Genomic DNA, 26,222 nt, shown 5'->3' on the forward strand with positions numbered 1-26,222 from the left:
CACTGTTCGATAGCAAGGGATTAGCAAGGTGACGGACGGAGCAGTAACTGAGACCGCGCGCGTGCTCATCGCCGCGGACAAATTCAAGGGCTCGCTCACGGCCGTGCAGGTCGCCGAGCGGGTGACGGCGGGCCTGCGCGCGGCCGTACCGGGCGTGGAGATCGAGACCCTCCCGGTCGCGGACGGCGGCGACGGCACGGTCGCGGCGGCGGTGGCGGCCGGGTTCGAGCGCCGGGAGGTACGGGTCACCGGACCGCTCGGTGACCAGGTCACGGCCGCTTTCGCGCTGCGCGACGGCACCGCCGTGGTCGAGATGGCGGAGGCCTCCGGCCTCCAGCTGCTGCCGGCGGGCGTCTTCGCTCCGCTGACGTCGACCACGTACGGCTCGGGCGAGGTCCTGAAGGCGGCCCTGGACGCGGGCGCGCGCTCGATCGTCTTCGGCGTGGGCGGCAGCGCCACCACCGACGGCGGCGCGGGCATGCTGGCCGCGCTGGGGGCGGTGTTCCTGGATGCGAACGGTGAACCGGTCGGTCCGGGCGGTGGCGCCCTGGCCTCGCTGGCCTCGGCCGACCTGTCCGGGATCGACCCGCGCTTCGCCGAGGTGGAGTTCGTCCTCGCCAGCGACGTGGACAATCCGCTGACCGGGCCGAAGGGCGCGCCGGCCGTCTACGGGCCGCAGAAGGGTGCGACGCCCGAGGACGTGGCGACCCTGGACGCGGCGCTGGCGCACTTCGCGGTGGTGCTGGAGAAGTCGGTCGGCCCGAAGGCGGCGCAGTACGCGCTGGCTCCCGGGGCGGGCGGCGCGGGCGGCATCGGCTACGGCGCGCTGCTGCTGGGTGCGACCTTCCGGCCGGGCATCGAGCTGATGCTGGAGGTGCTGGGCTTCGCCCCGGCGCTGGAGCGGGCCACGCTGGTGATCACCGGTGAGGGCTCCCTCGACGAGCAGACCCTGCACGGCAAGGCCCCGGCGGGCGTGGCGGCCGCCGCGCGCGCGGCGGGCAAGGACGTCGTGGCCGTGTGCGGGCGGCTCGCGCTGACCCAGGAGGCCCTCCAGGCCGCCGGGATCCGGCGCGCGTACCCCCTGACGGAGATCGAGCCGGACACGGCGAAGTGCATCGCCAATGCCGGGCCGCTGCTGGAACGCGTCGCGGCGAACATCGCCGCCGACGTCCTCTGACCCCGCCGGGCCGTCCGCCGCGGGCCCCCGCTCCCCTCACCGGGGGGCGGGGGCCCGCGGCGTTCCCGGGCAGAGCAAAACGAGGAACGTGTCGGGCCCTCCCCCCGCCGTGCCTCCGGCGGGCCCTCAAACGCCGGGCAGGCTGAAATTCGCCCCCTGGGCCGGGGAAAAGCCGCAGCCCAGCCGCAGCCATACCCAGCCCCGCCGGCGTTTGAGGCGCCGCCGGAGGCACATCAGCCACCCGCAGGGCCGGGGCACAGCCGTACCTCAGGCCGGGACCAAGCCGCGGGTCGACGCAGCCACCCCCAGCCCCGCCGGCGATTGAGGCGCCGCCGGAGGCACATCAGCCACCCGCAGGGCCGGGGCACAGCCGTACCTCAGGCCGGGACCAAGCCGCGGGTCCACGCAGCCATACCCAGCCCCGCCGGCGATTGAGGCGCCGCCGGAGGCACGCCGGCCGCGCCGCAGGCGAGAGGGAGGGGCCGGGCTAGGCGGCGGTGGACACGGCGGCCTCGAAGGCGGCGTACGCAGCCGCGTCGAAGAGGACGAAGCGGACCTCCTCCACCGGCCCGGCCACCGCACCCCGCACCGCCCCCACCGCGATCCGCGCCCCGTCGTCCATCGGCCACCCGTAGACCCCGGTCGAGATCGCCGGGAAGGCGACCGTACGCGCCCCCAACTCCCCCGCCACCCGCAGGGATTCCCGGTAGCACGAGGCCAGCAGCTCCGAGCGGTCCTCCTCGCGGGAGTACACCGGCCCCACCGTGTGGATCACGTGCGCGGCCGGCAGCCGGCCCGCCGTGGTGGCGACCGCGCGGCCCGTCGCGAGGCCCTTGCCGTAGTGGGAGGCGCGCAGCGCCCGGCAGGCCGCGAGGATCTCCGGCCCCCCGCGCCGGTGGATCGCACCGTCCACCCCGCCACCGCCCAGCAGGGAGGAGTTCGCCGCGTTGACCACGGCGTCCACGCGCTGGGTCGTGATGTCCCCGCGGGCCAGGGTGATGCGGACCATCAGGACGAGCCCTTTCGCAGGTGGCGCCAGACCGCCTTCGCCGCGTTGTGGCCGGACATGCCGTGCACGCCCGGCCCGGGCGGAGTCGCGGAGGAGCACAGGAACACGGCCGGGTGGGCCGTGGTGTACGGGGACAGGGTGAGCTTCGGCCGCAGCAGGAGCTGGAGGCCGGAGGCGGCGCCGCAGGCGATGTCGCCGCCGACGTAGTTCGGGTTGCGGGCGGCGAACTGCGGCGGCCCCGCGGTGGCGCGGGCGAGGACCAGGTCGCGGAAGCCCGGCGCGAAGCGCTCCAGTTGGCGTTCGACGGCGTCGGTGAGGTCGCCGTCCCAGCCCGCGGGAACGTGCCCGTAGGCCCAGAAGACGTGCTTGCCCGCGGGGGCGCGGCCGGGGTCGACCAGGCTGGGCTGCGCGGTGATGAGGAACGGCGTACGGGGGGCCCGGCCGCTCGCGGTGAGCTGCAGCGCGGCGTCGATGTCCCGGGTGCGCGGTCCGACCTGGACGGTGCCCGCGCGGCGCGCCGCCTCGGCGGTCCAGGGGACGGGGCCGTCCAGGGCGTAGTCCAGCTTGAACACTCCGGCGCCGTACCGGTAGCCGTCGTACGCCCGCCCCAGCCGGGCGATCCGGGCCAGCGCGGTCGGCGAGGTGTCGAAGACGTAGGCACGGGCCGGCGGCAGGTCGTCCAGCCGCTTGACCTCGTAGCCGGTGTGCACGACGCCGCCGAGGTCGCGCAGGTAGGCGGCGAGCGCGTCGGAGATCGACTGGGAGCCGCCGCGCGGCAGCGGCCAGCCGTTCGCGTGTGCGGCGAGGGCGAAGACCAGCCCGACCGCGCCCGTCCCGATCCCGCCCAGCGGCGCGATCACGTGCGCGACGAGGCCCGCGAAGAGGGCCCGCGCGCGCTCGTCCCGGAAGCGCCGCATCAGCCAGGTGGACGGCGGCAGGCCGGTGAGCCCGAAGCGGGCCAGGGTGAGCGGGTCGGTCGGCAGCGCGGTGGACGGCAGGGACATGAAGTCCCGGGCCAGGGTGTCCCACTTGCCGAGGTACGGCGCGACGAGGCGGCGGTAGGCGCCCGCGTCCCGGGAGCCGAAGGAGGCGGCGGTCTCGGCGACCGACCGCGAGAGCACGGCGGCGCTGCCGTCGTCGAAGGGGTGCGCCATCGGGAGCGGGGCGTGCAGCCACTCCAGCCCGTACCGCGCGAGCGGCATGGTCGCGAAGACGGGCGAGCCCGCGCCGAGCGGGTGGACGGCCGAGCAGGGGTCGTGCCGGAAGCCGGGGAGGGTCAGCTCCTCGGTCCTGGCCCCGCCGCCGACCGTCTCGGCGGCCTCGAACACGGCCACGGAGTGGCCGCGCCGGGCCAGTTCGACCGCGGCCGTCAGCCCGTTGGGACCCGCTCCCACGACGACCGCATCGAGAATCGACGGCACCATGCGACTCCTTCGTCCGGCAGCGGAACTGCCCCTGGAGACCCCAGGATATGGCGCCGCCGCGGCCCCGCTGCCCGCCCGCTCCGCGGCTGCGCGCGCCCTACTCGCCGCGCAGCAGGTCCCGGATCCGCAGCGCCGTCGCCTCGTCGCGACCGACCGCGAACGGCAGTGCGTTGTCCCGGTCGACCCGGTAGGGCTCGCCCGCGACGGTGCTCTGCGCGCCGCCCGCCTCGGCGACCAGCAGCAGTCCGGCCGCGTGGTCCCAGGCCGAGGGCCAGGTGAAGGCCAGGCCGTCCATCGCGCCGCGGGCCACCTTCAGGTACTCCAGGCCCGCCGAACCGCACGGACGGGCCGCCACGCCCGGCACCTCCAGGCGGGCGAGGGTCCGCTTGTCCTCCTCGCTCGTGTAGAGAGGGTGGGCCATGGCGATCTGCAGCTCGGCGCCCGGTTCCGGTGAACCGGCCCGTATCGCCTCGCCGTTGACGAAGGCCCCCTGGCCGCGCACCGCGGTGGCGATCTCCTCCAGGACGGGTGCGAAGGTCCAGGACGCGAGGATCTCGCCGCGCACGGCCAGCGCGACCAGGGTGCAGAAGCCCGGCTCCCCGGCGACGAACTGGCGGGTCCCGTCGACCGGGTCCACGATCCAGACGGGGGCTTCGCCGCGCAGCGCCCCGTACACGGTGGGATCCGCGTGGACGGCCTCCTCGCCGACCACCACCGAGCCCGGGAGCAGCCGGGTGAGGGCGGCGGTCAGGTACTCCTCCGCGCGCCGGTCGGCGACGGTCACCAGGTCGTGCGGGCCGCTCTTCTGGTCGACCTCGTGGTCGGCGAGCTGCCGGAACCTCGGCATGATCTCGACCGCGGCGGCCTTGCGGACGGCTTCCTCGACATCGGACAGGTCACGGGCCAGAAACTCTTCGATCATGTCTCCATCAGACCATGCCGCGCCGACAATCCCCACTGCCGACGGCCGGCCCCCGGGTGGCCCCCGGGTAAACGCGGGGCCCCGCTCCCGCGGAACGCGCGCCCGCGGTCAGCCGTCCTCGGCGCCCGCGCTCCGGCGCTCCGCGCCCGGGGGTCGGAGCAGCCATCTCATCTGGCGCTGGACGCGGACGAAGTCCGACCACGGGTCGGTGTCCTCGCCGCTGCGGTCCCGCGGCGTGCCGTCATGGCGCCACTGGGCGTCGTTCCTCTCCCGCGCGGCCCGTGTCATGGTCGGTCATCTCCCTTCGGTCATGTCTCCCATGTCGGGCGTGTACCCGGTTTGCCGTTCCGGACACGCCGGTGCCGGAGCGCCGCCGTCGCCCCGGCCGCCCGGGCCGGTGGCGCACCACATGTCGGTGTCCGGGAGGTGGCGCACCAGGCCGAGCGCCTCGAAGTCCCGCAGCCACCCCTCCATGGGCCAGCTGCCCCAACGCCGCTTGTAGAGGGCGCCGTTGCGCAGGATGTCGTCGAGGTGCCGGACGGGCGGGCGCCGCGTCGGATGGTACTGGTGGTGGGCCGGGGCGCCGCCCACCCACCAGAGGTCCACGCCCCGGTGGGCCGCGGTGGCGGCGAAGTCGGTGTCCTCGGCGCCGTATCCGGTGTAGTCCTCGCAGAATCCCCCGACGCGCTCCCAGGTGCGGGCCGTCAGGGCGAACGACAGCGACCAGAACAACCGGTGGGCTCCCCCGCGCACGACCGTGCCGTCCGCGGGGACCGGGCGGGCCGGGTGCGGCGCCGCCATGGCGGCCAGGGCGTCGAGCCGGTAGCCGCCCGGGGGCGGCGGCGGGAGGTAGGCGACCGTGCCGCAGAGCAGCGCGCCGTCGCGCGCCGCCCGCGCGTAGCCCTCCAGGAGGGTGGCGCCCGGGACGCAGTCCACGTCGAGGAAGACCAGCAGCTCGGCCCCGGCCGCGAGGGCCCGCGCGGCTCCGGCGTTGCGGGCGGCGGCCAGCGGGAGGCGCCCGTCGGCCAGGGGCACGGTGACGACGTCCGCGGCGGGGCGCCGGCGGGCGACGAGGTCCGCGATGGCGGGGTCGGCCATGGAGACGATCACGTAGTGGTCGGGGCGGCGCGTGCCGCGGTCGAGGCCGTCCTGCTGGAGCAGCAGGTGCGGGTGCCGGCCCGCCGCGAGGGTGATCACCGCGGTGCGCACGGCGCCCCCTCGGCGGTGCGCAGGGCCAGATCGGTGAGCAGGCGTCCCGCCCGGCGGGCCCCGTCTCCGGGGGACCAGCGCGCCCAGCGGTCCGGCCGGGCGGCCGCCTCCGCCAGCAGGCCGGGCCAGGCCTGCGGGGGCGGCCAGCTCTCCCGTACGGTCGCCAGGCCCGCCGCGCGCAGGGCCCGCGCGGTGGCGTGCTGCTCCCCGTGGGGCCGCTGCTGCGGGATGACGACGGCCGGGACCCGGGCGGCGGCGCACTCGGCGACGGCGTTCTGTCCGGCGTGGGTGACGACCACGTCCGCCCGGCACAGCACCGGCCAGGGGTCGTCGGTCCACTCGCCCCCGGCGCCGCCGAGGACGGTCCACCGCCACGCGGGAGCGGCGCGGACCGCTTCGGCCAGCCGCCGCTCGGTGAGGTCGTCCCCGCCGGCCCCCAGCATCACCACCACTTCCCCGCGCCCGTCCGCGGCGGCGCCCCGGGGAGCCGGGCGCGGGCGGCCGTCGTAGCGCGAGATGCTCCCGGTGTGCAGCGTCTTGGCGTGCCAGTGGCCGGGCCAGCCGGGCTCGGGCAGCGACGCGGGCCAGGGGGCGAGGAGGGCGTCCGCCAGGTCGTAGGCGAGCCGGTGCGCCTGGTCGCCCCGGTCGCCGCGCATGGCGGTGACGACGACGGGCGTGCCCATGAGCCGGGCCAGGGTCGCGGCCTCCACCGATACGTCGCTCACGAACAGCGCGGGGTCCTCCCGCGCGATCCAGTCCGCGATGGTCCCCATGCGCTCCCGGTGGCCAGGGTGGCGGACCGGAACCCAGTGCAGGCGGCCGTGCGCCGTGGGATCCACGGGGGTGTCGGCGGCGTCCGGCGGCAGGGCCACCCAGCCGGCGGTCCAGCCGGGCGGCCGGGGCAGGGAGGACAGGATCGTCACCGGTCCGCGGACGTGCGCGGCGATGCTCACGGCGCGGTGCAGGTGTCCGCGGCCCTGGTGGTGGACGTAGTAGCCGATCACCGCGCCACCTCCTCGTAGAGCCGCGTGTAGGCGTCGGCGGTGCGGGCGAGGGAGCAGAACCGCTCCGCCCGTCGGCGGGCGGCCCGGCGGTCGAGCCGCACGGCGCGCGGAATGAGCCGCGCCAGGGCTTCGACGTCCCCCGGCGGGGCCAGCAGGCCGCAGTCCGGGGTGAGGATCTCCGACAGCGCGCCGCGGTCGAACCCGCACACCGGCGTGCCGCAGGCCAGCGCCTCGGCGACCACCAGTCCGTACGGTTCGTCCCAGCAGGGCGTGACCAGGGCGGCGCTCGCGGAACCCAGCAGCTCGGCGAGTTCCCGCCGGTCGAGGTGGCCGACGTAGCGCGCGTCCTCGCCGAGCAGGGGTTCGATCCGCTTCTCGAAATAGGCCCGGTCCGCGATGGGTCCCGCGATCCGCAGGGGCAGGCCGGCCGCGCGGGCGGCTTCGAGCGCCAGGTGGGGCCCCTTCTCGGGGACGAGGCGGCCGGTCCACACCAGGTCGCCGCCTCCGGGGCCCGGCCGCCAGAAGTCGGTGTCGATGCCGTTGCGCACGACGCGGGCGCGCGGCGCGGTCCCCCGCCAGGCCCCGGCGGTGAACCGGCTGACGGCCGTGAACGTCACCGGGCAGCGCTCCTGGGCCGTGATCGCGGACTCCAGCCAGGGCGTGGGCGGCGTGTGGAGGGTGGTGACCACCGGCACCCGCAGGGCCGCGGCCATCGCGACGGGGAGGTAGTGCAGGCTGTTGTTGTGGACGACGTCGAACCGGTGCTCGCCGTCGCGGGCCAGGTCCAGCATCAGGCCCAGGTAGGCGTGGTGTTCCGCCATCCACACCGCGCTGGGCATGCTCGCGTCGCTGCGGGCCGCGGCGCTCAACTCCACTGTGTGCACCGGCAGTTCACGCACTCCCAGCGCGGGGTCGGAGCCGGGCGCGGCGAAGAGTTCCACGTGGTGGCCCCGGCGGCGCAGGCTGTGCGCGAGCCACCACGTGTGGGCTTCGAGGCCTCCGGCGAAGGGCTCGCTGACGGGGAAGCGCGCGGAGGCGATGAGGGCCACCCGCAGGCCCCGGCTCATCGCAGGGCCTCCGCGTACAGGGCGCGGTGCGCGGCGGCGAGGTCGTCGCGCTCGTGCGCACGCTGCCGTGCGGTGGCCCGGGGTGCCGGCCGCTCCTTGTACGCCGTCCGCACGGCCTCCCGCAGCGATTCCCCGTCGAGGCCGGCTCGCTGCGTGTGCCCGTAGGTCAGGCAGGGGCGCTGCTGGGCGTAGAAGCCGCAGTCGGGGGCGGCGACGGCGGTGCCCAGGTCGTGGCAGGCCTCCAGCCACCCGGAGTGGGTGCCGAAGTGGTAGGGCAGGACGGACAGGTCGAGCGAGGCGAGGTAGTCCCACAGCTGCTCGTCGTCGAAGTAGTCGTGGACGACGAGCGCGAGCCGGCCCCGGTCGGCGAGTTTCTCCAGGGCGCTCATCACCTGCGGGGCGTGGGCCGGGGAGGCGGGGTCCGCCACCTCGCGGTGGATGTTGACCTGGAGCTCGGCGTCGGGGAGTTCGGCGACGGTTTCCGCGAGCACCCGGACGACGGGGAGGACCGCCATGTTGGGGCGCAGGCTCTTGGCGTGCACGCCGACGCGGAAGCGGTCGCGGGCGGGCCGGGGGCGGTCGAGGAGCGGCAGTTCGACCACGTGCGGGTGGGGCAGCACCGTCGCCGTCCGGTTCCAGCGGCTGCGGATGCTCCGGGCGGCGCCGGGCGTCAGGGTGACGAGGCGGTCGGCGGCGGGCACGACCACGTCGAGGGCGGCGTCGTGGGCTGCTGGGTCGGCCTGGTGGGGGTTGCGCAGGTCGTGCACCGTGTAGACCAGCGGTTTGCCGTGCCGGCGCAGGGCGTCCACGAGCGCGGTCAGCTGGGCCGGGCTCTGGGCGTCGAAACCGAAGTGCAGGTGGAAGACGTCGAAGTCGCGGTGGTGGGCGCTCACCCAGTCCGGGTCCAGCATCACCGGGGGCCACCAGCGCTGCGAGGTGCTGGGCGCCCCGAGCGGCCGCGGGTCCCGCAGCCGCCGTACGCCGTCGGGCTCGGGAGCCGAGCAGTGCCGTACGTACACGTGACCGGCGGGCACGGAGGCGACGCGGATCTCCGGGACCGCTCGGCGGTGCGGCGGTTGCTCATCGGACACGGTGGGCTCCTTCCGTGAGGGACGCGAGGACCACGGCGGGCCCGGCCGGGCGGGACCGTCACCGCGCGCGCCCGTCGGGCACGGATCCGGGCCGCGGGCCTCGCACGGCGCCCGGCCGTGTGCCCCGCGGCGCCGGAGCCAAACCGGCCGGGGCGCGGGGTCCCTCAGGTGGAGGACGTAAGCCTTTCGTCATCGGAAGGAAGGGGGTGGCCGGGCTGCGGATCTTGTTGAATGCGGGTGACGATTCCGTGCGGGAAAGGGACTGGCAGTGAGAGGGACGAAACGGCGCCGCAGGGCGCTCACCTGGCTGCTGGTTCCGGCCGTGCTGGTCCTGGGCGCGGGGCTGTACTGGTTCCAGCCCTGGAAGCTGTGGCAGACCAACACCGTCCGGGAGGCGCTCCCCGCCGTGGCCGCGCCGCCCTCCGCGGCTGCCCCGGGCCGCTCCCCCGCGGAGCCGACAACGCTCGCCCGGGGCGCCTTCATCAGCCACGAGCACACCACGACGGGCACGGCGAAGCTGATCCGGCTGGCCGACGGCGCCCACGTGCTGCGGCTGGAGGACCTGGACACCAGCAACGGGCCCGACCTGCGCGTGTGGCTCACGGACGCCCCGGTCAAGGAAGGCGTCGCCGGCTGGCGGGTCTTCGGCGACGGCCGGTACGTCAGCCTCGGCAGGCTCAAGGGCGACAAGGGTGACCAGAACTACGAGATCCCGGCCTCGGTGAACCTCGCCGACTACACCAGCGTCACCATCTGGTGCGACCGCTTCGACGTCTCCTTCGGCGCGGCCCCCCTCGGGAGCGCGTGACCCCTCCCGCGCGTTGAGCGATGCGGGCCGTCACTCCCCCGTGGCCGTCGCCGGGTGGCACGCCGACCGACTGGCCGGGGTCGGGTGGGGGCCGTGCTGGGGGCCGTGACGGCCGGGGCGGTCTTCGTGCTCGTCCGCTGACGGGCCGTGGGCGGCGCCCTCAGCCGAGCGCCGGGATGATGGTGGAGCCGTACGCGTCGATGGTGGCTTCGCGGGCGTCGTGCATGTCGTAGACGGCGAACTGGTCGACGCCCAGGTCGCGCAGGGTCCGGAGTTTGGCGATGTGGGCCTCGGCCGGGCCCAGGAGGCAGAACCGGTCGACGATCTCGTCGGGGACGAAGTCGGCGGACGCGTTGTCGGCGCGGCCGTGGTGGCTGTAGTCGTAGTCCTGGCGGGACTTGACGTAGGCGGTGAGGTCCTCGGGGACCAGGCCGGAGTGTTCGCCGTAGCGGGAGACGAGGTCGGCGACGTGGTTGCCGACCATGCCGCCGAACCAGCGGCACTGGTCGCGGGCGTGAGCCAGTGCCTGTGTCGAGTCGTCGGCCGTGACGTACGCGGGGGCCGCCACGCAGATGGTGATCTCGGCCGGGTCGCGGCCGGCCGCGGTGGCGGCCTCGCGGACCGACCTGATCATCCACTCCGTGAGGAAGGGGTCCGCGAGCTGGAGGATGAAGCCGTCCGCCTTCCGGCCGGCGAGCGCGAGGGCTTTGGGCCCGTACGCGGCCATCCACACCGGCAGTTTGCCGTCCCGGATCCACGGGATGCGGATCCGGTTGCCGTCCACCTCCGCCTCGCGGCCCTCCGCCAGGTCCCGGATGACATCGATGGCATCGCCCAGACGCGCCAGGGTGTTGGGCGCGCGGCCGGCGACCCGCATCGCGGAGTCCCCGCGCCCGATCCCGCACACGGTGCGGTTGCCGTACATGTCGTTGAGGGTGGCGAAGGTGGAGGCGGTCACCTCCCAGGTGCGGGTGCCCGGGTTGGTGACCATCGGACCGACGTGCATGCGCTGGGTGTTGGCCAGGATCTGGCTGTAGATGACGAACGGCTCCTGCCACAGCACGGCCGAGTCGAAGGTCCAGCCGTAGCGGAAGCCGTTGCGCTCGGCGCGCTTCATGAGGCTGACCACCTGGGAGGCGGGCGGGTCGGTTTGCAGGACGAGGCCGAAGTCCATGCATGGCTCCTTGCTGCTGCGTACGGGCTTGCGGCTTACAGGTACTGGCAGGTGGCGCGGGGTACGAAGGCGCCGTGCCCGGGGCGGCCGGTGAACTCGCGCCGATCGATGACGAGTTCGCCGCGCGAGAGGACCGTGTCGACGCGTCCGGTGATCCGCCTGCCCTCGTACGCCGAGTAGTCCACGTTCATGTGGTGCGTCTCGGCGGAGATGACCTGCTCGGCGTGCGGATCGTAGAGGACGATGTCGGCGTCGGCGCCGGGGGCGATGGTGCCCTTCTTGGGGTAGAGGCCGAACATCCGGGCCGGGGTCGCGCACGCGATCTCGATCCAGCGGCGGCGGCTGATGTGCCCGTCCAGCACGGCCTGGTGGAGCAGGTCCATGCGGTTCTCCACCCCCGGCAGCCCGTTGGGGATCTTGGAGAAGTCGCCGCGGCCCAGCTCCTTCTGGCCGCGGAAGCAGAAGGGGCAGTGGTCGGTGGAGACCACTTGGAGGTCGTTGGTCCGCAGGCCCCGCCACAGGGCCGTCTGGTGTTCGCGGGGGCGCAGCGGCGTGGAGCAGACGTACTTGGCGCCCTGGAAGTCCGGCTCGGCGAGGTTGTCGGTGGACAGGAACAGGTACTGCGGGCAGGTCTCGCCGAAGACGGGGAGCCCCTTGTCGCGGGCGGCCGCCAGCTCCGCCACCGCTTCCTCCGCCGAGACGTGGACGACGTACAGCGGCGCGCCCGCGACCCGCGCGAGGGCGATCGCCCGGTGGGTGGCCTCGGCTTCGAGGAGCACCTTGCGGACCTCGCCGTGGTGGCGGGGGTCGGTCTCGCCGCGGGCCAGGGCCTGTTCGACGAGGACGTCGATGGCGATGCCGTTCTCGGCGTGCATCATGATCAGCCCGCCGTTGTGCGCGGAGCGCTGCATGGCGCGCAGGATCCGGCCGTCGTCGCTGTAGAAGACGCCGGGGTAGGCCATGAACAGCTTGAAGGAGGTGATGCCCTCCTCGACCAGCAGGTCCATCTCCTTGAGGGTGCCCTCGTTGACGTCGGAGAGGATCATGTGGAAGCCGTAGTCGATGGCGCAGTTGCCGTCGGCCTTGGCGTACCAGGTGTCCAGGCCCTCGCGCAGGGCGTGGCCCACGCTCTGGACGGCGAAGTCCACGATGGTGGTGGTGCCGCCCCAGGCGGCGGCGCGGGTGCCGGTCTCGAAGGTGTCGGAGGCGGCGGTGCCGCCGAAGGGCAGTTCCATGTGGGTGTGGACGTCGACGCCGCCGGGGATGACGTACTTCCCGCTCGCGTCGATCGTACGGTCGGCGGTCCAGGCGGTGGCGGCGGCCGAGCCGTGCGTGGCGAGCGCGGCGATCCGGCCGTCCTCGATCAGGACGTCCGCGTGCAGCTCGTCGGCGGCGGTGACGACCAGGCCGCCGGTGATCAGGGTGCGGTTGGGCATGTGCCCCTCCCCGGTGGGTGGTTGAGGACGGCGGGCGTGCGGGCGAACGGGGTCAGGTCAGCGTGCGCAGGGCCCCGGCCAGGATCTCGGCGCCCTCCTCCGCTTCGGAGACGGTGAGCGACAGCGGCGGCGCGATGCGCAGCACGCTGGTGTTGTAGCCGCCGCCCTTGCCCAGCAGCAGTCCGCCGGCGCGGGCGGCCTCCAGTACGGCGGCCGCCGCCTCCGGGTCCGCCTGGTCGGTGCCGGGCCGGGTCAGTTCGATGCCCGCCATCAGGCCCCGGCCGCGCACCTCCCGTACGGCGGGCACGCCGGCGGTGACGGCGCGCAGCCGCTCCAGCAGCAGACCGCCCACGCGCCGGGCGTTGCCCTGGAGGTCGTGTTCCAGGAGGTAGCCGAGATTGGCCACGCCGGCCGCCATCGTGACGGGCGAACCGCCGAAGGTGGAGATGGAGTTGGCGTCCAGGCAGTTCATGATCTCGCCGCGGGCCACGACGCCGCCGATGGACATGCCGTTGCCGATGCCCTTGGCGAAGGTGAGGATGTCCGGCGGGCCGTTCTGGGCGTGCGCCTGCCAGCCCCAGAAGTGGTCGCCGGTACGGCCCCAGCCGGTCTGGACCTCGTCGCTGATCCAGAGGATGCCGTGCCGGTCGAGGACCTCGCGGAAGGCGCCGTAGAGACCGTCGGGCGGGGAGGTGAACCCGCCGACGCCCTGCACCGGTTCGGCGATCAGGGCGGCCACGCCGCCGCGCGCCTGGCCGAGTACGTCCTCCAGGTCCGCGACCGCCGCGGCGGTGAACTCGGCGTCGGGCAGGGCGGCGAAGGGGCCGCGGCCGCGCACCGCGCCGTGAACGTAGTACGTCTGGAGCGGCGAGAGGCTGGTCGGGGACCAGCCGCGGTTGCCGGTGAGGGACACCGTGGCGAAGGACCGGCCGTGGTAGCTGTTGCGCATCGCCAGGATCTGGTTGGAGCGGCGGTACGTCGTCGCGAGCAGCAGGGCGGTGTCGTTGGCCTCGGTGCCGGAGGTGGTGAAGAAGACCCGGGCGTCGGGGATGCCGGAGAGGGCCGCGATCCGCTCGGCGAGTTCGACCATCGGCCGGTTGAGGTACAGGGTGGAGGAATGGATGATCCGCCCGGCCTGTTCGGCGACGGCCTTGGTGACCTCGGGGAGGGCGTGGGCGGTCATGGTGGTGAGGATGCCGCCGAAGAAGTCCAGGTAGCGGTTGCCGTCGGCGTCCCAGACGTGGCGGCCCTCGCCGTGCGTCAGCTCGATGGGGCGGTCGTAGTACAGGGCCAGCCATTCGGGCATGACGGCCTGGTGGCGGCTGTGGAGCGGGATCGGGTTGGTCACGGCTGTACGAGTCCTCCGTAGGCGTCGGGACGGCGGTCGCGGTAGAAGGCCCACTGGTCGCGGACCTCCTTGATGAGGTCGAAGTCCAGGTCCCGGACCAGGAGTTCCTCCTCCTTGTCGCTGGCGACGTCGCCGACGAACCGGCCGCGCGGGTCGACGAAGTAGCTGGTGCCGTAGAAGTCGTTGTCGCCGTACTCCTCCTGGCCGACCCGGTTGATGGCCGCGACGAAGTACTCGTTGGCCACGGCGGAGGCGGGCTGCTCCAGCTGCCACAGGTAGCCGGAGAGTCCGCGCGAGGTGGCGGAGGGGTTGTAGACGAGCTGGGCTCCGGCCAGTCCGAGGGCGCGCCAGCCTTCGGGGAAGTGGCGGTCGTAGCAGATGTAGACGCCGACCTTGCCGACGGCCGTGTCGAAGACGGGCCAGCCGAGGTTGCCCGGGCGGAAGTAGTACTTCTCCCAGAAGCCCCTGACCTGGGGGATGTGGTGCTTGCGGTACTTGCCGAGGTAACTGCCGTCGGCATCGATGACGGCCGCGGTGTTGTAGTAGAAGCCCTCGTCCTCCAGCTCGAAGACCGGGACGACGATGACCATGCCGGTCTCGCGGGCGAGCTCCTGCATCCGGCGGACGGTCGGGCCGTCGGGGACGGCCTCGGCCCAGCGGTAGTGCTCGGGCTCCTGGACCTGGCAGAAGTAGGGGGCGTTGAACACCTCCTGGAACCCGATGATCCGCGCCCCCTGGGCGGCGGCCCGGCGGGCGTGCTCCTCGTGTTTTGCGATCATCGACTCGGTGTCGCCGGTCCAGGTGGCCTGGACCAACGCGGCGCGGACGAGGTGGGCCATGAGCTGCTCCTTGCGACGGGACGCCGGCCTCTACGCACGTAGACGGTGTGCGTAGGGAGTCGAAAGTAGGCCTCGTCACACTCCGGGGCAAGACCACCGCGCACGGATGGCCGAGACGATCAACATAGGTCGCGACATGGTCGATTGCGGTCAGGGTGGGGCGCGGGTCGGACAGGGGGCTGGGGGCGGCCGCCTGTGGGGGCTCGGGGAGGACCGCTCGGAGGAGCCGGGGCGGCTCAGGAGGTGGCGATTCCGGCCACCCGGAAGGCGTGGACGAGGTCCCGGTGGGCGGATCCGGACAGCCCGCGGGCCGCCGCCAGCAGCCGCGGACCGAACCACCCCGGGTCCCGGCGCGCGAGCCGGGCCGCCTCCTCCGCGGTGCGCACCCGTACGAAGGCCTCCAGCAGGGCGTCGGCCTCGCGGGCCCGGCCGGCCGCGCCGAGCGCGAGGGCCGTGTCCGCGATCTCCGGGGCGGGGCGGGCGGCGCCCTGGCGCAGCAGCCGGTCGCCGTCGGCGTGGCGCCCGGCGTCCCCGAGCGCGGCGGCGACCGCGGCCAGCCGGTCGGGGGGCAGCGAGGCCGCCTCCCAGAGCAGCGCGGCCCAGTCGGCCGCGAGCCCGGCCCGCTCCAGCTCCCGGCCCAGCCCGGGCAGCAGCGCCGCGTCCCACCCGGCGGCCTCGCAGAGCAACGCGTGCGCCTCCCCGCTCCGCCCCTGCCCCCGCAACCCGATCAACTCCCCCACGACCGCCGCCGCCCCGGAGCCGCCGGCACGCGACGAGGCGCTGCCGGGGGACGAGGCGCTGCCGGGGAGGTGCCCGTACGCGGCGGGGTCCGGGTGCGGTGGCTGGGCGCCGGGGGCGGGGGCGCCGGGGGCGGGGGCGCCGGGGGCGGGCCGGTGGGCTGAACCGGGCCACCCGTGCGGGGCGGCGAAGCCGGGCTCGACGGGGGCCGGGGGAAGGTTTCCGGTGCTGCCGGGTCGGTGAGCGGGTCCGGCGGAGCCGTACGCCACGGCGACGGCGGGGTCGGTGGGGGCCGGGTGCGCGTCCCCGGACCTGCCTGACGGGTGGGTTGGCTCGGCCAACCCGTACGCCGCGGCGAATACGGGCACGGCGGGGGCCGGGTGAGGTGGGCGGGGGGTCGCCCGGCCGCTGGGAGCGGGCGAGCGGGGCCGCTCGTTCCACCCGTATGCCGCGGCGGAGCCGGGCTCAGCGGGAGCCGGGTGCGCGTACCCGGAACCGCCGGGCCTGTGGGCAGGTTCGGCGGAGCCGTACGCCACGGCGAGTCCGGGCTCGGCGGGGGCCGGGCCCGGATCCCCAGCACCGCCGGGTCGGTGGGCGGGTTCGGCGGAGCCGGGCGCCGCGGCGAAGCCGGGCCCAATGAGGGCCGGGTGAGGCGGGTGATCGGTGTCGTGGTCGCCGGGAGCGGGTGAGTGGGCGGAACCGGTTCCACCAGGGGCGGGCGAGCGGTACGGCTCGCTCCACCCGTACGTCGCGCCGTAGCCGGGCTCGGCAGGGCCCGGGTGCGCGTCCCCGGAGCCGCCGGATCGGTAGGCCGGTCCGTCAAGCCCGTACCCCGCGGCGAAGCCGGGCTCGGCAGGGCCCGGGTGCGCGTCCCCGAGGCCGCCGGATCGGTAGGCCGGTCCGTCAGGCCCGTACTCCGCGGCGAAGCATGGCTCCGCAGGGGCCGGGTGCGCGTCCCCGAGGTCGCCGGGTCGGTGGGCGGGTCCGAAGGAGCCGGGCACCGCGGCGAAGCCAGCCTCGGCAGGGCCCAGGTTCGCGTCCCCGAGGTCGCCAGATCGGTGGGCTGGTTCGGCCAGCCCGTACTCCGCGGGGGCCGGGGGCGCGTCCCCGGGGTCGCCCGGTCGGTGGGCAGGGCCGGTGGCGCCGGGCGGCGCGGCGAAGGCGGGGTTGGGCCAGGGGAGGCGGGCCGCTTTTGCGGGGTCGGGCCCGGGGACCCCCGTGCCCCGGGCGCCGTGCTGCGGGGTCGCCGGCCGTGGGGCCGCGGCGGCGGTGGAGTCCGTACCGGCGAGGCCCGGTCGGCCGGTGCCGGCTCCCGTAGCCGCTGCGAGATCCTCGGGCGGCGAGCCCGCCGCGTGCCGCCGCGCCGGAGCCGGGCGGCCGAAGCGGGCTCCGCGCAGGGCCACGGGGGCCGGGGCCTCCGTAAGCCCCAGCCCCGGTGGTGCCGCGACGGCCCCCGTGTCATGGCTCTCCGGCGCCGCCCCGGCGAACCTCGCCCCGCCGCTCCTGCGAGGCCCCCGGCCGCGGGGTCGCGCCGGGCCCGCCGCGTCCGGCGGCACTCCGTCCGACGTTCCCGCCCCCGCGACCCGTACGGCCTCGGGCGCATCCGCACCCTCCACCCCCAGCGGCACCCCGACCGGCCACCCCGCCTTCGCGACCCGTACGGCCTCGGGCGCATCCGCACCCTGCACCCCCAGCGGCACCCCGACCGGCCACCCCTCCCCCGGCACCCGTACCGCCCCGGGCACATCCGGGCCTGGCCAGCCGCCCCGGGGCCCGTCCGCACCCGCCACCTCCAGCGGCACCCCCACCGGCCACCCCGCCCCCGGCACCCGTACCGCCCCGGGCACATCCGGGCCTGGCCAGCCGCCCCGGGGCGCATCCGCACCCTCCACCCCCAGCGGCGCCGGATCCGGCGCTCCGGCTCCGGCTCCGGCCCCGGCCGCCGCCCCCCGTACGGCGTCTGGCGCGGTCAGGGCCGTCGTGTGCGGCCGTGGCTCCGCGTGCGCCCAGCGGGGAGGGGGGACGGAGTCGGGCAGCGGGGTGAGGGCGGAGAGGCGGGCGGTCAGGTCCGCGCAGCGGGAGGCGGCGCGGGCGAGGTCGTCGCGGGTCCAGGCCAGTTCCCGGGCCAGGGGCGCGGCGGCGGCCGGATCGGGCGCGGCGGACAGCCGCGCGGTCAGGACGCGGACGGCGGCCTCCGCCGCCCCCCGCTGCGCGTCGGCGGCCGCGAGCAGCGCGTGCAGTTCCTCCTCGCCTCCCGGCATCCGGTCGTGGGCGAGGGCGGCGGCCCGCCGCAGCCGGGCCGCGTGCCGGGACCGCTCGGCCGCCTCCCGGGGGCCCCGCAACGCCGCCACGTCCTGGAGCAGCGACTCCATCACGTCCCACGGCGCCAGCGCGGTCCCGTCCAGGCACGCCCGCATGCCCTCCGGGTCCCGGCGCAGGAACTCGCCGTACCAGCCCGCACCGGGGTCCAGGGTTTCGGTCAACGCCCGCAGGTGTTCGGCCAGTTGAGCGATCGCCGTCGAACTCACCGTCTCCATGACGGCATTGGACCCCACCCGTGTTACAGGCGGGCTACGGCAATCTCAAAGCTTCACGGCGATCGCGGTGTGCGGACGCTTTCCCCGCCGGGCCAGCATCGCGGGCACGTCCACCATCCAGTACTGCCACGTGTACTTCCGCGCCATCAGTTTCCGCACCCGGTCCAGGCCCGCATCGTCCAGCAGCCGGGCCTCCCCCTCGCGGGGCGTCGCGCCCTCCACGACCTGGCCGCGCACGTCGCAGGCCACGACGGAGACCCGCGCGTCGTTGCGGATCCGCTTGACCTTCCAGGTGTCGCTCTTCGTCCAGATGTACAGCTCGCCGCCGTCGGCCACGGCCCATACCGGCGTCGCCACCGGCGTCCCGTCCTTGCGGTAGGTGGTGAGACTGACGTACCGGGACCGGCCCAGCTCCTCAAGAGTCATGGCCCGAAGACTAGGCCCCGGACCCTGGAGCCCCACTCGCCGGGCCGTCCACCCCCGCGCCGTCCGGCGGACGCGGACGTCCCGTCAGGCGGGTACGAACGCGCACTGCCGCAGCAGGTCGTCCATCGAGAGGCCGAGGGTGGTGGCCAGGGCGGCGACGGTGAAGAAGGCGGGCGTGGGGGCGCGGCCGGTTTCGATCTTGCGCAGCGTCTCGGCGGAGAGTCCGGCGGCGGCGGCGATCTCGACCATGCTGCGGCTGCCGCGCGAGGCGCGCAGCAGCGCGCCCAGGCGCTCGCCGCGCTCGCGCTCTTCCGGGGTGAGGGGGGTGCGGACCATGCCCCCATCGTACCCCGCCACCCGATTCCTATACCGGTATGACTATCCCGGTAAAGAAATACCGGTATAGTAATGGGCATGGTGGAACTCAAGACGGAACAGTCGATCGGCGCGATGCGCGAGGCCGGCCGCGTGGTCGCCCGCGCCCTGGACGCGGTGCGGAAGGCGGCGGGCGTCGGCGTGTCCCTGCGGGAACTGGACGCGGTGGCCCGGGAGGTGCTGCACGGGGCGGGCGCGGGCTCGCCCTTCCTCGGATACCGGCCGCGGTTCGCGCCCACGCCCTTCCCGGCGGTCGTGTGCGCCTCCGTCAACGACGCGATCGTGCACGGCATCCCGGACGGCTACCGGCTGCGCGACGGCGACCTCGTCAGCATCGACTGCGGGGCCACCCTGGGCGGCTGGGCCGGGGACGCGGCGGTCAGCTTCACGGTCGGCCGGGCCCGCCCCGCCGACCTGGCGCTGATCGGGGCGGCCGAGCGGGCCCTGGCCGCGGGTATCGCCGCGGCCAGGCCGGGGAACCGCATCGGCGACATCGCCCACGCGATCGGTACGGTCGGCCGCGCCGCCGGATACGGCATACCCGACGGCTTCGGCGGCCACGGCATCGGCCGCGCCATGCACGAGGACCCGGGCGTGCCCAACGAGGGCCCGCCGGGGCGCGGCATGAAGCTGCGCCCCGGCATGGTCCTCGCGATCGAGCCGATGCTGGTCGCGGGCGGTACGGACGACTACCTGACCGACGACGACGGCTGGACCCTGCGGACCGTGGACGGCAGTCGCGCGGCGCACGCCGAGCACACCGTCGCCATCACCTCAGCCGGTCCGCGGGTCCTCACCGCCCTCTGAGCCGGCGCACACCGCTCACGGGCACGCCTCGCGCCGACCGTCGGGCCGGCACGCCTCCCGCCGGCCGTCGTCCGGCACGCCTCTCACTCAGGGTCGTCCGGCACGGCTCCCGCTCACGGCCGCCCGTGCGGGCTGACCACCATCGCGGAGCCGCCGCCGCGCCGGGTGGTCTCGGCGGCCGCGAGCCAGCGGCCGTCCGGGAGCCGCTGGACGCCGGTGGCCGCGCCGATCTCCGGGTTGGGCCGGAAGCCCTGCCCCAGGGCCTCCAGTTGAGCGCGGACCGGGCTGTCCCACAGGCCCGGCTCCAGTTCGGTGGTGGTCTGGTTGCGCTGGCTGGCCCGCGGCGCGGCGATCGCGTCAACCAGCGGCAGGCCCCGGTCCAGGGTGCCGACGAGGGTCTGGAGCACGGTGGTGATGATGGTGGCGCCGCCCGGCGAGCCGACGGCCAGGACCGGCCGCCCGTCCTTGAGGACGATGGTCGGGGACATCGAGGAGCGCGGCCGCTTGCCGGGGCCGGGCAGGTTCGGGTCCGGGACGCCGGGGGCGGCCGGAGCGAAGGAGAAGTCGGTCAGCTCGTTGTTGAGCAGGAAGCCGCGGCCGGGGACGGTGATGCCGCTGCCGCCGGTGGACTCGATGGTGAGCGTGTAGGAGACGACGTTGCCCCAGCGGTCGGCGACCGTCAGGTGGGTGGTGTTCTCCCCCTCGTAGGTCGTCGGGGCGCTCTGCCCGGTGGTGGCGCAGGGGGCGGGGTGGCGCGGGTCGCCGGGGGCCAGCGGGCTGGTCAGCGCCCGGTCGGGCGAGATCAGGCAGGCCCGCGAGTCGGCGAACGCCTGCGAGAGCAGCTCGCGCGTCGGGACGTCCACGGCGGCCGGGTCGCCCACCCAGCGCCCCCGGTCGGCGAAGGAGATCCGCGAGGCCTCGATGAACCGGTGCAGGTACTGCGTCTCGGAGAGCTTCCCGAGGTCGCTGCGCTCCAGGATGTTCAGCGCCTCGCCGACGGTGGTCCCGCCGGAGGAGGAGGGCGCCATGCTGTAGACGTCCAGGCCGCGGTAGTTCACCCGGGTCGGTGCCTGCCGCTTGGTGTCGTACGCGCGCAGGTCGCGGGCGGTCAGGTCGCCGGGGCGGACGGTGCGGGTGGCGGCCGGGTCGACCGGGGGCTTGCGGACGGCGGCGACGATGTCGTCGGCGATCGGGCCCCGGTAGAGGGCGCCGGTGCCCTTGCGCCCGAGCTCGGCGTAGGTGGCGGCCAGGTCGGGGTTCTTGAAGGTGGAGCCGACCACGGGCAGGGCGCCCCCGGGCAGGAAGAGCTTGCGGGTCGCCGGGAAGTCCTTGAACCGGTCCTGGTTCAGCTGGGTCTGGGCGCGGAAGGTGGCGTCCACGGTGAAGCCGTCGCGGGCCAGCTTCTCGGCGGGGCGCAGCAGCGCGCCGAGCGGGCGGCTGCCCCAGGACTTCAGAGCGGTATCCCAGGTGTCGGGGGTCCCGGGGACGCCGACGCTGCGGCCGCTGGTCTGGCCCTGGTCGAAGGGGATCGGTACGCCGTTCTCCTGGAAGAGGGTGGCGGTGGCCGAGGCGGGGGCGGTCTCACGGCCGTCGATCGTGTGCACCCGGCGGGACTTCGCGTCGTAGTAGACGAAGTAGCCTCCGCCGCCGACGCCCGCGGAGTACGGCTCGGTGACGCCGAGGGCGGCGGCGGTGGCGACGGCTGCGTCCACCGCGTTGCCACCGGCGCGCAGGACGGCGATCCCCGCCGCCGAGGCGTCGGCGTCCACGCTGGCCACGGCCCCGCCGTAGCCGACGGCGACCGGGGTCTTGGGCGGGGCGGCGGTGTCGGCGGCCGCGGGCGGGGCGGCGGCGGTCGCCGCGAGGGCCGCGGTGAGGGCGAACAGCGGTAACGCGCGGGCGGTGGGACGGCGCATCGAACCTCCACGTAGGGCAGTGTGCCCGCGAGCCTAACCGCCGTCCGGCGCCGCGTCAGGAAGGCCGGGGCACGGGGTCCGTCGCCCGCGCCTGGCACGCGGCGAGTGCACCCCCTACGATCCGCCGCATGAACGACGACGTACGCAACATCGTGCTCGGGGTGGTGGCGACCGCCGTCAGCGGTGGTTTCGGCTGGTTCTCCCGTACGTACCTCTGGCGCCGCGCGCTGCGCCGCAAGCAGGCCTTCTTCGGGCTGCCGAACGGCTCGGACTGCCTGTTCGTGGTGAACCGTCAGATGGGCGGCACCGAGGGCTCGGTGCACCGCAACGACGCCTTCGCGCTGCTGGAGATATCGGCGCTGATCAAGGACTGCGGGGCGAACGTCCAGATCGTCACGCACGACGGGGTGCGCCAGGGCTTCGGCGAGCGGGCCGAGTTCTGTGTCGGGGGGCCGGTCTCCAACGCGCGGACCACGGCCCACCTCGCCTCCATGCTGCCCGGCGTCCGGGTGGACCTCAGCTCCGAGCCCGGTCCGGACCGGGGCACCATCCACGTCGGCGGCGAGGTCTACCGCTGGCAGAAGGGCGCCGTGGAGCACGTCCTGCTGGCCCGGCTGACGAACGGGCCGGGCGCGCGCCCGGTGTTCCTGATCTCCGGGCAGACCGCCGTCAGCAACCAGGCCGGAGCCCGCTACCTGGCCCGCAACCACCAGCGGCTGGCGCGCACGTACGGCTCGGCCTCCTTCTGCCTCGTGGTGAAGGTGATCAACTCCGATGCCTACGGGCCGGACGTGGCCGAACTGCTGGCGGACGTCACTCGGAGCGCCCGGACACCCGAAGCGGCAGCCGTGTGATCCCGTTGATGAAGTTGGACACCAACCGCCTTGGCTCGCCGACGAGTTCGGGCGGCGGAATGGCCGCGCGCCATTCCTCGTGGAGCACCCGGAGCTGAAGCCGGGCGAAGTGCGCGCCGAGGCATACGTGCGGTCCGTCGCCGAAGGAGACGTGCGGGTTGGGCGTCCGGGCGAGGTCGATCCGGTGGGGGTCGGCGAAGACCCGCTCGTCGTGGTTGGCGGCGGCGTGGAAGACGACCACCTTGTCCCCGGCCCGGATCCGCCGCCCGGCCAGCTCCGTGTCCCGGGCGGCGGTGCGCCGGAAGCTCAGGACCGGCGGGTGGACGCGCAGGAGTTCCTCGACGGCCCGGTCCACCGGGACCCGGCCCGCGGCGAGGTCCCGGCGCGCGGCGGGGTCGCGGGTCAGGGCGAGCAGGCCGCCGGGCGCGGCGGACCGTACGGTGTCGTTGCCCGCGACGGTGAGCAGGAAGAAGAACATCTCCAGCTCCCCTTCGGCCAGTTCGGCGTGGGCGAGCGCGCTCATCAGGTCCTGCGCGGGCCGGGCGCGCTTGGCCGCGGCCAGTTCGCGCGCATAGCCGAACATCTCGCCGAGCAGCGCGGGCGAGCGCGGGTTGAGGGGGACCCCGTCCGGGCCGAGCCGCGGCGCGGGCGCGTCCTGCGGATCCTGGTAGCCGATGATCCGTACGGTCCAGTCCAGCAGCAGGGCCCGGTCGGCGGCCGGGATGCCCATCAGGTCGGCGAGGTTCAGCAGCGCGTACTCGTCGGTGACCGTGCGCACCACGTCGGCCGCACCGTCCACAGCGCCGTCCCGGGCGGCGGCCAGCAGGCTCCGGGCGCGCTCGCGGACCCGCCCGGCGAAGGCGTCGACCCGGGCGGGGGTGAAGGCGCGGGCCGCCATCCGGCGCAGCCGGCCGTGTTCCGGGGGGTCCTGGTTGAGCATGGTGCGCCGGATGAACGGCAGGTCGGCGGGGTCGGGGTCGCGGATCTGGGTGGCCCCGAGGCGGGAGGAGTACACGGCGTGGTCGCGGAGCACCCGCACCACGTCGGCGTGCCGGGTGACGGCCCAGAAGCCGGGTCCGGCGGGCCAGCCGAGGACCTCCGGTTCGGCCTGCCAGGCGACTGGATGGTGGTCGCGCAGGATCCGGTAGCGCGCGTGGGGCACGCCCGCGGCGTACGTCCGGGGGTCGAAGACGTCGGGGACGGCAGGGGCATCGGGGACGGCCGGGACGGCGGGCGCGTGGTCCATGGGGCCACGGTGACGGCCGGGCGCCGCGCACCGCAAGGGGACGGGACCCCGCGGGGCGGCCCACCCTGGCCGGAGGCCGGATGTGACCGGCCGACGCCCCGGCCGGTGGTGACCGCGCCGGGGGCACCGGAGCCGCCGTCGGCCCCGTCAGCGCGCCAGCGGGCACCGGAGCGGGGCCGTGGCCCCGTCGGCGGCCAGCAGCACCACCTCGGTCGTGCCCGTGTGGTCCGCCGAGAGGGCCGCGGTGCAGACCAGCTGGTTCTTCGCGGTGCCGGACAGCTCCGCGTTCCGGAAGGACGGCAGCCGCACCAGCAGCCGGTCCTGCTCGTCGCGCTCGACGCGCGGCGGGACGGCTGCCTTGCCGCCCGGGGCGTGCAGCGCGGTGGTCAGCCCGGCGGCCCTCGCCTCGGCGTCGGGGCCCGCGAGGAGCCGGGAGAGCAGGACGCCGGTGGCGACGTGCGGACCCGCGACGGGCACGGTCGGCGCGAGCCGCCCGTCGGGGGCGACGAAGTACACGACGTCCACATCGGGCGGTCCGGCAACCGTGACGCTCGCGGGACGGCCGCTCTCCACCACCCCGGTCTCCTTGATCCCGCACCCGGCCGCCAGCAGCGGGAGCAGCAGGGCGGCGGCAGCCGCCGCGGCCCGTGCGCCGGTGCGGCGGGTCATGCGCGGGCCTCCAGCGGCATCTCGACGGTGAACACGGCGCCGCCGTCGGCGCCGTTGGCGGCGCGGACGGTCCCGCCGTGCAGCCGGACGTTCTCCAGGGTGATGGCCAGGCCCAGTCCGCTGCCCGCCGACCGGGTACGGGCCGCGTCCGCCTTGTAGAAGCGGTCGAAGATGTGGGGCAGCGCCTCGGGGGCGATCCCCGGGCCGCTGTCGGCGATCTCCACGGTCAGCCGTTCCCCTTCGGGGTGGGGGCGGGTGCGGGCGGTGATCCGTACCGGCGCGCCGCCGTGCCGCAGGGCGTTGCCGACCAGATTGGCGAGGACCACGTCGAAGCGGCGCGGGTCGAGCCGGGCCCTGATGCCCGCGGGGAGGTCGGCGACCACCTCGTCCTCGCCCCAGTGGCGCAGTTCGAGGGTCTTGCCGACGGCTTCGGTGAGGTCGACGTCGTCGAGGTTGAGCCCGGCGGCGCGGGCGTCGAAGCGGGAGATCTCCATCAGGTCCTCGACCAGGACGGCGAGCTTGCCGGTCTCGGCGCTGATCAGCCGGAGCGCCTTGGCGGTGTCCGGGGCGAGGTCCAGGTGCTCGGCGTCCTCGTCGAGCACCTCGGTGACGGCGAGCATCCCGGCGAGCGGGGTGCGCAGTTCGTGCGAGACGTCGGCGGCGAAACGGCGGGCCCGGGTCTCGGCCTGCCGGAGGTCTTCGACGGAGCGCTCCAGCGCGCGGGCGGTCTCGTTGAAGGTCTCGGCGAGCCCGGCCAGTTCGTCGGCCCCCCGGACCTCGATCCGGGTGTCGAGCCGGCCGCGCCCCATGCGCTGGGCGGCGGTGCGCAGGTTGCGGACGGGCCGGAGCACGCTGCGGGCGGCGAGCAGCGCCGGGACCAGGGCGATGGCGAGGCCGGGGAGCGCGCCGGTGCGGGCGGCGTCGACCATGAGGGCGACGGTCTGCTCCTCGGTCGTGAGCGGCATCACGGCGTAAAAGACGGCGCCGGTGGGCTGGACGAAGCCCTGCCGGGCGAAGACGGCGGGCACGCCGACGACCAGGTAGGGGCGGCCGGTGGCGGACTGGACCCGCTGGAAGGCGGCGTGCGGGTTGACCGTGATCTGGTGGCGCAGCTTCTCGCTGAGGAGGGGTGAGCGGGCCGCGCCCCCGGACGTGGAGCTGACGCGCAGGGCGCCGTATTCGCCGTAGACCGCCCAGGTGTGCGGCTTGCCGCGCTTGCCCAGCTCGTTGACCTGGTACTGGAGGGTCTGCCGGTCGACCGGCAGGGTGATCCCGAGGCCCTCCACCTGGTCGCGGAGGGTGGCCACGGCGGTGTCCTGGCTCTGCGTGAGAACCGCGGTGCGCGCCTGCCGGTAGGTGAGGGCCGCGGTGGACACGGCGCTGATCGCGGCGACGAGGAGGAAGGCGGCGATGAGCCGGGTGCGCAGGCCGAGGGGGGCGATCCGTCGCACGGCGGGCCCTACAGGGGGCCGAAGCGGTAGCCGAAGCCGCGCACGGTCCGGATGTAGCGGGGGCTGCCGGGTACGTCCTCGATCTTGTTGCGCAGGCGGCGGACGCAGGCGTCCACGAGCCGGGCGTCGGCGTGGTAGCTGTGGTCCCAGACGTAGGCGAGCAGCTGCTGGCGGCTGAAGACCTGCTCGGGCGAGGCGGACAGGTGCAGCAGCAGTTTGAGCTCGCTGGGGGCGAGGGCGACGGGCACGCCGTTCTTCTCGACGGCAAGTCCCGCCCGGTCGACGGCCAGTTCGCCGTGGCGCTCGACGCCCTGGCGGCCCGCGGGCGCGGACAGGCGCCGCAGTACGGCCTTGATCCGGGCCTCGATGACCTCGGTGCGCGCGGGTTTGACGATGTAGTCGTCGGCTCCCGCCTCCAGTCCGACGACGATGTCGAAGTCGTCGCCGCGCGCGGTCAGCATGATGACCGGGATCTGGCTGGTCTCCCGGATCCGCGTGCAGACCTGGACGCCGTTGATGCCGGGCAGCATCAGGTCGAGGAGGACCAGCTCGGGCCGGAACACGGCGAGCTGGGCGAGGCCCGCCTCACCGGTCTCGGCGGCATGCACCTCGTGCCCGCGCCGGCGCAGGCCGAGCGCGACCCCTTCCCTGATCGAGGGGTCGTCCTCTATGAGCAGTACGCGTGGCATCCGGTC

24 protein-coding genes are annotated in these 26,222 nt (G+C 75.2%); 4 read left to right on the forward strand and 20 right to left on the reverse strand.

All coding sequences use genetic code 11. The annotated features are described in order from the left end of the window. The first annotated feature begins 28 nt into the window (after window positions 1-28). Window positions 29-1,177, forward strand: coding sequence for a glycerate kinase (locus tag AC0693_RS30750; protein WP_469317342.1), 1,149 nt, complete (start codon window positions 29-31; stop codon window positions 1,175-1,177). A 487-nt stretch (window positions 1,178-1,664) separates the two neighbouring features. Here AC0693_RS30750 and AC0693_RS30755 read toward each other — a convergent pair whose 3' ends face one another. The 8 genes from AC0693_RS30755 to AC0693_RS30790 all read right to left on the reverse strand — a co-directional run bounded on the left by AC0693_RS30755 (window position 1,665) and on the right by AC0693_RS30790 (window position 8,903). Then, a complete protein-coding gene (locus AC0693_RS30755; RefSeq protein ID WP_469317341.1) occupies window positions 1,665-2,186 on the reverse strand; it encodes an O-acetyl-ADP-ribose deacetylase in 522 nt (173 codons plus the stop codon). Next, complete coding sequence (locus AC0693_RS30760) at window positions 2,186-3,607, reverse strand: phytoene desaturase family protein (protein WP_478803512.1); 1,422 nt, start codon at window positions 3,605-3,607, stop codon at window positions 2,186-2,188. The genes AC0693_RS30755 and AC0693_RS30760 overlap by 1 nt, the downstream gene beginning before the upstream one ends. Window positions 3,608-3,707: 100 nt before the next feature. Then, window positions 3,708-4,532 (reverse strand): inositol monophosphatase family protein, encoded by an 825-nt coding sequence (locus AC0693_RS30765; protein WP_478803472.1) that lies wholly within the window; start codon window positions 4,530-4,532, stop codon window positions 3,708-3,710. Window positions 4,533-4,640: 108 nt separating this feature from the next. Then, on the reverse strand, window positions 4,641-4,820 hold the full coding sequence (locus AC0693_RS30770; RefSeq protein WP_478803473.1) for a hypothetical protein: 180 nt from the start codon (window positions 4,818-4,820) through the stop codon (window positions 4,641-4,643). 6 nt (window positions 4,821-4,826) lie between these two features. Then, window positions 4,827-5,741 carry a glycosyltransferase family 2 protein gene (locus AC0693_RS30775; RefSeq protein WP_478803474.1) on the reverse strand — a complete coding sequence of 305 codons (915 nt, stop codon included), beginning with the start codon at window positions 5,739-5,741 and terminating at the stop codon, window positions 4,827-4,829. Then, on the reverse strand, window positions 5,726-6,745 hold the full coding sequence (locus AC0693_RS30780; protein WP_478803475.1) for a glycosyltransferase: 1,020 nt from the start codon (window positions 6,743-6,745) through the stop codon (window positions 5,726-5,728). The genes AC0693_RS30775 and AC0693_RS30780 overlap by 16 nt, the downstream gene beginning before the upstream one ends. Continuing rightward, window positions 6,742-7,812, reverse strand: a complete 1,071-nt coding sequence (locus tag AC0693_RS30785) for a glycosyltransferase (protein ID WP_469317336.1) — start codon at window positions 7,810-7,812, stop codon at window positions 6,742-6,744. Before AC0693_RS30785 ends, AC0693_RS30780 begins: the two co-directional genes overlap by 4 nt. Next, window positions 7,809-8,903, reverse strand: coding sequence for a glycosyltransferase family protein (locus AC0693_RS30790; RefSeq protein ID WP_478803476.1), 1,095 nt, complete (start codon window positions 8,901-8,903; stop codon window positions 7,809-7,811). Before AC0693_RS30790 ends, AC0693_RS30785 begins: the two co-directional genes overlap by 4 nt. A gap of 268 nt (window positions 8,904-9,171) precedes the next feature. Between AC0693_RS30790 and AC0693_RS30795 the strand changes: the two genes are divergently transcribed. Beyond that, window positions 9,172-9,711, forward strand: coding sequence for a DM13 domain-containing protein (locus AC0693_RS30795; protein ID WP_469317334.1), 540 nt, complete (start codon window positions 9,172-9,174; stop codon window positions 9,709-9,711). A 160-nt stretch (window positions 9,712-9,871) separates the two neighbouring features. Here AC0693_RS30795 and AC0693_RS30800 read toward each other — a convergent pair whose 3' ends face one another. The 7 genes from AC0693_RS30800 to AC0693_RS30830 form a co-directional block, all read right to left on the reverse strand. Next, the gene (locus AC0693_RS30800) at window positions 9,872-10,885 is read right to left on the reverse strand and encodes a TIGR03842 family LLM class F420-dependent oxidoreductase (RefSeq protein ID WP_478740715.1); all 1,014 of its coding nucleotides are present in this window, start codon (window positions 10,883-10,885) and stop codon (window positions 9,872-9,874) included. A gap of 35 nt (window positions 10,886-10,920) precedes the next feature. Beyond that, window positions 10,921-12,321, reverse strand: a complete 1,401-nt coding sequence (gene hydA / locus AC0693_RS30805) for a dihydropyrimidinase (RefSeq protein WP_469317332.1) — start codon at window positions 12,319-12,321, stop codon at window positions 10,921-10,923. Window positions 12,322-12,373: 52 nt separating this feature from the next. Beyond that, window positions 12,374-13,627: an aspartate aminotransferase family protein gene (locus AC0693_RS30810; RefSeq protein ID WP_469317476.1), complete on the reverse strand. Its 1,254-nt coding sequence runs from the start codon at window positions 13,625-13,627 to the stop codon at window positions 12,374-12,376. A gap of 38 nt (window positions 13,628-13,665) precedes the next feature. Beyond that, the gene (locus tag AC0693_RS30815) at window positions 13,666-14,508 is read right to left on the reverse strand and encodes a nitrilase-related carbon-nitrogen hydrolase (protein WP_468466761.1); all 843 of its coding nucleotides are present in this window, start codon (window positions 14,506-14,508) and stop codon (window positions 13,666-13,668) included. A 236-nt stretch (window positions 14,509-14,744) separates the two neighbouring features. Beyond that, window positions 14,745-17,783 (reverse strand): hypothetical protein, encoded by a 3,039-nt coding sequence (locus tag AC0693_RS30820; protein ID WP_478803477.1) that lies wholly within the window; start codon window positions 17,781-17,783, stop codon window positions 14,745-14,747. 45 nt (window positions 17,784-17,828) lie between these two features. Continuing rightward, window positions 17,829-18,209 carry a PPOX class F420-dependent oxidoreductase gene (locus AC0693_RS30825; protein WP_356404973.1) on the reverse strand — a complete coding sequence of 127 codons (381 nt, stop codon included), beginning with the start codon at window positions 18,207-18,209 and terminating at the stop codon, window positions 17,829-17,831. Between the two features lie 84 nt (window positions 18,210-18,293). Then, window positions 18,294-18,545: a helix-turn-helix domain-containing protein gene (locus tag AC0693_RS30830; protein WP_356404971.1), complete on the reverse strand. Its 252-nt coding sequence runs from the start codon at window positions 18,543-18,545 to the stop codon at window positions 18,294-18,296. A 78-nt stretch (window positions 18,546-18,623) separates the two neighbouring features. Between AC0693_RS30830 and map the strand changes: the two genes are divergently transcribed. Then, a complete protein-coding gene (gene map, locus AC0693_RS30835; protein ID WP_356404969.1) occupies window positions 18,624-19,391 on the forward strand; it encodes a type I methionyl aminopeptidase in 768 nt (255 codons plus the stop codon). Window positions 19,392-19,504: 113 nt separating this feature from the next. Here the strand turns inward: map and ggt are convergent, their stop codons facing one another. After that, entirely contained in the window at window positions 19,505-21,307 is a 1,803-nt protein-coding gene (gene ggt / locus AC0693_RS30840; RefSeq protein WP_478803478.1) for a gamma-glutamyltransferase, read from the reverse strand. Between the two features lie 128 nt (window positions 21,308-21,435). Here ggt and AC0693_RS30845 point away from each other — a divergent pair, with 128 nt between their 5' ends. After that, a complete protein-coding gene (locus tag AC0693_RS30845; protein ID WP_478803479.1) occupies window positions 21,436-22,161 on the forward strand; it encodes a hypothetical protein in 726 nt (241 codons plus the stop codon). On the opposite strand, the gene AC0693_RS30850 is transcribed toward AC0693_RS30845, so the two are convergent. The 4 genes from AC0693_RS30850 to AC0693_RS30865 form a co-directional block, all read right to left on the reverse strand. Further along, window positions 22,121-23,407 (reverse strand): cytochrome P450, encoded by a 1,287-nt coding sequence (locus AC0693_RS30850; protein WP_478803480.1) that lies wholly within the window; start codon window positions 23,405-23,407, stop codon window positions 22,121-22,123. The two genes, AC0693_RS30845 and AC0693_RS30850, sit on opposite strands and share 41 nt — an antisense overlap. Before the next feature lie 147 nt (window positions 23,408-23,554). Next, window positions 23,555-24,076, reverse strand: a complete 522-nt coding sequence (locus AC0693_RS30855; RefSeq protein WP_469335330.1) for a hypothetical protein — start codon at window positions 24,074-24,076, stop codon at window positions 23,555-23,557. Beyond that, a complete protein-coding gene (locus AC0693_RS30860; RefSeq protein ID WP_478740721.1) occupies window positions 24,073-25,527 on the reverse strand; it encodes an ATP-binding protein in 1,455 nt (484 codons plus the stop codon). Before AC0693_RS30860 ends, AC0693_RS30855 begins: the two co-directional genes overlap by 4 nt. A gap of 8 nt (window positions 25,528-25,535) precedes the next feature. Continuing rightward, window positions 25,536-26,216 (reverse strand): response regulator, encoded by a 681-nt coding sequence (locus AC0693_RS30865; protein WP_478803481.1) that lies wholly within the window; start codon window positions 26,214-26,216, stop codon window positions 25,536-25,538. Window positions 26,217-26,222: the final 6 nt, after the last annotated feature.

It is taken from the genome of Streptomyces sp. NPDC043876 (assembly GCF_056435825.1).